The following is a 6,029-nucleotide window of genomic DNA, read 5'->3' on the forward strand; positions in this document are numbered from 1 at the left end:
GGATTTCAAACGGCTGAAGATAACTTCACAGAAGCGAAATGTGAATTAGAAACTCTGAGTGATTATAACACCATGATCGATCGTGCTCTCGAGATTGGATACATCAAGAACGAAGATGTTGATCAGTTGAAAGAATGGCGCAAGGATCCTTCAACTTGGATGCAGAAATAAAAGCTAGAAATAGCCAATAAAAAATAAAGCAGGAGAGAGTGTCTTATCATGAGGCACCCTCTTTTGTATTCTAAAAGAAAATATATATGTCAACAACGAAGATTGTAAGTGATATCAAAATTATTCCCAATCATGTGAATAGTATTTATTCCTTTTTATCTGATTTTAGAAAAATTGCTAAAGTTTTTGAACTGGCTTCAGAAAACCCTGAAGTGCAAGCGAAAATTGAAGAGCAAACTAATAAGAAGATGAATTTCAAGGATCAAATTGAGCATTGGGAGGCTACCGAAGACAATTGTTCTTTTGTAATTAAAGGTTTTGGTGAAGCTGGTTTGCAGTTTGTTGAAAAAGACGAAAACAAAAGTCTAAAATTAACAGGATACGGTCGTAGCCCTTTTGAATTTTACATTTGGATTCAGCTAATTGAGCAAGGACCTTATGAGACAAAGCTTCGATTAACCGTTCATGCCGAGTTGAACGCCATGATGAAGATGATGTTGAAAAAGAAGCTTGAAAAAGGAATTGACCAATTGGCAGAGGGAATGACTCAAATTCCTTACCAAAATCTTCAAAATATTGAATAGACCCGATACTGCCATTTAACTGGAATTGAAAAGCTGTTGAAATTATCAACAGCTTTTTGTTTACTAGCTAAATATGAGTAGATTTGGAGTATAATGAATCTAAATAACAATAAATATGTATTTTTGGCCTGGCTTCTTGCTTTGGCTTTTACGCTGCCTCTACTTGTAAAGGCAGAGCATTTGATGTTTCCAAATCACGAACATCATAACTATTCTTGTCAACACTCAAAATCAGATTTAGAAGATGTTTGTGAAATTTTAGAGTTCGATTATTTCTTTTTCGTGCCCTCGGATGTGATTAGCATTCCCACGGTTTCGGTAATCGAATTCAATACCTTCCTATTAGATTATTCGCAGTTTACTACATCTAAGTGTAAATTGGGTTATAGTTTAAGAGCCCCCCCAAGTCATGCAAGTTTTTTCGTTTTAGAGAATATATTGGAGGTTTAATTCCGCCTTTGCATTCTCAAATTTATTTCTGATTATCAAATAATCGGATTGGATGTTTATGGATTTAATCGAGATTTAGAGATCGATTAAACCTACCTGCGTTCACACTCCTTATACTTTACAAATAAGAAACTTGCAAAATATGATTCGTTATATATTGGCATTATTACTCATATTGCCACAATTTACATTTGCTTCGGGAGCACTTAAAAATAATAAACTATCAGGAACCATTTTCGATCAAAATAGTCAAGCTCCATTGTCTGGAGTCAGTATTTTTATTCCTGAACTCGAAAAAGGAACGCTTAGTCAAGATGACGGTGCATATCACTTGGATGATCTGCCAGATGGTAGTTTTAGTATTCAGTTTTCCTATATGGGTTATGAAACTGTCATTAAAACACTAACATTAAAGAACTCAGATTGCAATTTGGATATTAACTTAGTGTTTACTTCGGTTACAACTCAAGATATTGTTGTATCAGGAGGTTTCCCATCTGCTCAGCATGAAAATTCAATTAAAATATCGGTTTTGCCTAAGCATGAACTTGATTTTTTAGTATCTCCATCAATAGGGGAAAAATTAACGAGCATTCCGGGTGTTGACCTCATTTCGAGGGGTCCGGGAGTTAGCACGCCAGTTATCAGAGGTTTATCCATTAACAATCTTATCTTTCTAAACAATGGTGTTAGGCTCGAAAACTTCCAGTTCTCTGTTGATCACCCATTTTTAATAAGTGATCAGGGTATCGATCATATTGAGGTGATTAAAGGTCCTGCATCGTTACTTTACGGTTCCGATGCTATGGGAGGCGTCATTAATATTGTTCGTGAAAAGCCAGCCCCTTCAAATTCGATTAAAGCTGATATTAGCAGCGAATATCATAGTGTGACTAATGGTTTTAATAAGAGCATTGGTATTAAAGGCACCTCCGAAAATTGGTTTTGGATGCTGAGAGCCAACCAGCAATCTCATCATGATTATAAAGATGGGAAAGGTGATTATGTGCCAAACACGCGTTTCAATTCAGGAGGTTTACAATTAGGTCTGGGTGTGATTAAGAATTATGGAAGTTTTAAAATTTACTATGACTACTTACGGCCTAAATTCGGGATGACCAATGAAGAGTCTATTCCTTTGGTAGCAAAAGGACAAATGAAGAATCGTTATTGGTATCAGAATTTAACTCAACATCTGATATCATCTCGAAATCGACTGTTTATTGGAGATTTTAAACTTGAGTTGAATGCAGCTTATCAATTTAATCAGCGAAGATTGAATGGGAATCCTGAATCTGCATCTTTTCGTTTGGTTGACATGGATTTAAATACCTTGACTTACGATAGTAAGCTCTATTTTCCCAGTTTGGAGAGTACAGAGTTTTTAATTGGTATTCAAGGGATGCATCAAACGAATAGGAATCACAAAGCACCTAATCGTATCATTCCTAATGCAAACATTGATGATTTTTCAATTTTTTCGCTTTTAAAAACGGATATCAATCGTATTGGTCTTCAATTAGGACTTCGTTACGATTACAGAGCACTTTATGTACCCGAACAAGAGGCCGGAGGACACTCTCATAGTGAAGCGGAAGAACAACAGGAGCCTGGAGTAGAAGAACTCGATGAGGAAATGGTGGATATTAATCGAAGTTTTAATAATCTGAATGCCTCTATAGGAGCAACTTTTCATGTTTCAGATGATTTACTTTTAAGGACTAATTTTGCCAGTGCCTATCGTGTACCTAATTTGGCAGAGCTATCTCAACATGGTTTGCATGGAAACCGTTTTGAGGAGGGAAATCCGAATCTCGATCCACAAAAAAGTATTGAGTCTGATCTGGGAATTCATTATCACTCTCAGAATAGTAATATCGATTTGTCTTTTTTTTATAATAAGGTCTACGATTTTATTTATTTAGAACCTGGTGATGAGCCAGCACCAGAGGGAACTGGTTTCGTTTATGAATATGGACAACAGGATGCAAAACTTTATGGAGGAGAAGTTGCTATTAATGTGGTTCCTTTTAAGTTTTTAAAGGTCCACTCTGATTACGCTATGGTTATTTCTAAGCATGATAATGGAGATCGATTGCCATTTACACCACAACACAAGTTGAATAATTCCTTGCGGTTTTTTTATAAAGGAAATAGCACTTTGGATTCTCCTTTTATAAATTTATCATGGAAACATGCTTTTAAACAAAGTCATCCTGCCCAGTTTGAAACTGAAAGCAGTGCATACAATTTATTTGCAATACAAGTGGGAACGGGATTGAAACTTGGGAAATATGCTGCAAATTTTATGCTGACAGCTGACAATATCTTAAATGAAAAATATACCGATCATCTATCAACACTTAAGTCATTGGGGTATTTAAATTCAGGACGCAATATCAGTGTTAAATTAGCAATAGAATTATAAAGAGTAATAAGAGGTGAGCTATTTAATAAAGCTCACCTCTTTAAAATTATAGGTTCTGACTTGTTGCTCTTCGTCTTGAATCTGTAGTTGACCAAATTCAGAAATACCAACAATGCGGCCTTTGAACAATCCTCCTTCATCTTCGAATGTATGTTCTTCTTTCATCCAATACATTGCCTTTAGATAATCTTCTTCTAATTCGTTGCCATTCCCATTTATCAATTGGAAATATCGATTTTCAATGGAAGCCAATAGTTTTACCAATTCTTTTTCAAGATCATAAGTTTCTTTTGTCAGTATATGAAGTGAAATAGGGTTGGGAGCATCTGAAAAAAACTGTTCCTGATTAATATTTAGCCCAATGCCACATACCGAATGTGACAGATAAGCACCCATAATAGAATGTTCAATTAAAATTCCAGCAATTTTTTTGTCACCCACATAAATGTCGTTGGGCCATTTTACTGAAACATTTTCAGAATAAGTACTTAAATAATCTTTGACTCCTAATGAAATGATCATTGAAATCTGAAATTGATCCTGTGCTTTTATAAAATCAGGTCGAAGTATGAGACTAATGGTAAGGTTTTTGCCACTTTCACTTTCCCATGCATTTGTTTGCTGTCCGCGGCCTTCTGTCTGATTTAATGCCATAACGACAGTGCCACCTGACGGATTGGTATCTTTAATCAGTTGAAGAGCATGCAAATTGGTTGAGTCAAGTTGTTCGACTCGAATAATACGTTCAGAAATAAATAAATTTGGCATAGTAGAATTCAAATTTGATTTTGGTGCAAAATTAAGACGAAGATTTCGATTTCTAAGACTTCAAACTCTGTTTTTATCATATCAACCTAAATCTAAAGTTTGCTTTATTATAATAGACTTAAAAAAAAATTATCTTTGTAAGAGTAAATTTAATATATGACTAAAAAAAGAGAACATTTACCAGAAAAATTAGTCGATACGATTATTGAAGCTTTAAAGGATTTAAAAGCGGTTGATATTGTAAGTGTTGATTTAAAAAATGTAAGTGGTGCCGTATGTAAGTATTTTATTATTTGTAACGGAACCTCAAATACACATGTTTCTGCACTTGCAGATAATGTACAAGAGGAAACATTAGAAAATTTAAATGAAAAAGTGTGGAGGGTAGAAGGTAAACAAAACGCTCAATGGGTGCTTTTGGATTATGCCGATGTTGTCGTTCACGTTTTTCAAAAAGAATATCGTGATTATTATCAATTGGAACAACTTTGGGCTGATGCTAATATAACTTATATCCCAAATGTTCATTAATCAGTAGAAATAGAATTATACAAAATATAATGACAGAAAAGAAATCGCCTAACACGCCTCCTCCTTCAGATAAGAAAGGAAAGGGTCCAAATAATATGATGAAGGTTCCTAAATTCAATGCTTATTGGATTTATGGAATTATAGCTCTTTCGTTTTTAGCCATTCAATATTTTACTTACCAACAAAACCCTAAGGAAACAAGTTGGCATAAGGTGAAAGTTGAAATGTTACGTAACCATGATGTTGAGAAAATTGAGATTGTACGTAACCTTGGTAACGTTAATGTTTTTATTAAAGATGCGAATCTAGAAAAGTACCCGGATTTATTTTCAAATTCATTTGATTCACCATCGAAGGCGGGACCTCATTATTTCTTTACAATTGGTTCTATCGAGAACTTTGAGGATAATTTGGAAAGTGCTCAAGAATCCATGCCTGAAGCCGATCGAGTTGCCGTAAAATATGTCGATCACAAAGATTACTTTGGTGATATCATAGGATTCTTATTTCCTATTCTCATTATTCTTGCTATTTGGTTCTTTGTATTTAAGAGAATGAGCAAAGGTGCTGGCGGTGGTGCTGGTGGCGGAAATATCTTTAATGTTGGAAAATCAAAAGCGAAAGTTTTCGATAAGGAATCTGATATTAAAACAAACTTTAAGGATGTTGCAGGTTTGGCTGAGGCTAAGCAAGAAGTCGAAGAAATTGTAGAATTTTTGAAATTTCCTGAGAAATATACTCAATTGGGTGGTAAAATACCTAAAGGTGCATTACTAGTAGGCCCTCCGGGAACAGGTAAAACACTTTTGGCAAAAGCTGTGGCTGGTGAAGCCCACGTGCCATTCTTTAGTATGTCAGGTTCTGATTTTGTTGAGATGTTTGTTGGTGTTGGTGCCAGTCGTGTTCGCGACCTATTTAAGCAAGCTAAAGAGAAAGCACCATGTATCATCTTTATTGATGAGATTGATGCTATTGGTCGTGCTAGAGGTAAGAACCCAAATATGGGATCTAACGATGAGCGTGAGAATACATTGAATCAGTTATTGACAGAGATGGATGGTTTTGATACCAACTCGGGTGTTATTATTCTTGCAGCA

At 35.2% G+C, this 6,029-nt stretch carries 6 protein-coding genes; 5 read left to right on the top strand and 1 reads right to left on the bottom strand.

Features of this window, described 5'->3' with window-relative positions:
• Positions 1–257: 257 nt before the first annotated feature.
• From ABY905_RS12900 to ABY905_RS12910, 3 genes are all read left to right on the top strand, one after another.
• Entirely contained in the window at positions 258–755 is a 498-nt protein-coding gene (locus tag ABY905_RS12900) for a hypothetical protein (RefSeq protein ID WP_372644522.1), read from the top strand.
• Between the two features lie 93 nt (positions 756–848).
• Positions 849–1,205, top strand: a complete 357-nt coding sequence (locus ABY905_RS12905; protein WP_372644524.1) for a hypothetical protein — start codon at positions 849–851, stop codon at positions 1,203–1,205.
• A gap of 142 nt (positions 1,206–1,347) precedes the next feature.
• On the top strand, positions 1,348–3,633 hold the full coding sequence (locus tag ABY905_RS12910) for a TonB-dependent receptor domain-containing protein (RefSeq protein ID WP_372644526.1): 2,286 nt from the start codon (positions 1,348–1,350) through the stop codon (positions 3,631–3,633).
• A gap of 18 nt (positions 3,634–3,651) precedes the next feature.
• Here the strand turns inward: ABY905_RS12910 and ABY905_RS12915 are convergent, their stop codons facing one another.
• Positions 3,652–4,401 carry a biotin--[acetyl-CoA-carboxylase] ligase gene (locus ABY905_RS12915; RefSeq protein ID WP_372644527.1) on the bottom strand — a complete coding sequence of 250 codons (750 nt, stop codon included), beginning with the start codon at positions 4,399–4,401 and terminating at the stop codon, positions 3,652–3,654.
• Positions 4,402–4,557: 156 nt separating this feature from the next.
• On the opposite strand from ABY905_RS12915, the gene rsfS reads away from it, so the two are divergent.
• Positions 4,558–4,932, top strand: a complete 375-nt coding sequence (rsfS, locus tag ABY905_RS12920; RefSeq protein ID WP_372644529.1) for a ribosome silencing factor — start codon at positions 4,558–4,560, stop codon at positions 4,930–4,932.
• A gap of 29 nt (positions 4,933–4,961) precedes the next feature.
• Positions 4,962–6,029, top strand: a 1,068-nt coding sequence (locus tag ABY905_RS12925) for an ATP-dependent metallopeptidase FtsH/Yme1/Tma family protein (RefSeq protein WP_372644531.1), incomplete at its 3' end; no start/stop codon positions are given.

This window comes from Ancylomarina sp. (assembly GCF_041555295.1).
In the GTDB taxonomy this organism is placed as follows: Bacteria; Bacteroidota; Bacteroidia; order Bacteroidales; family Marinifilaceae; genus Ancylomarina.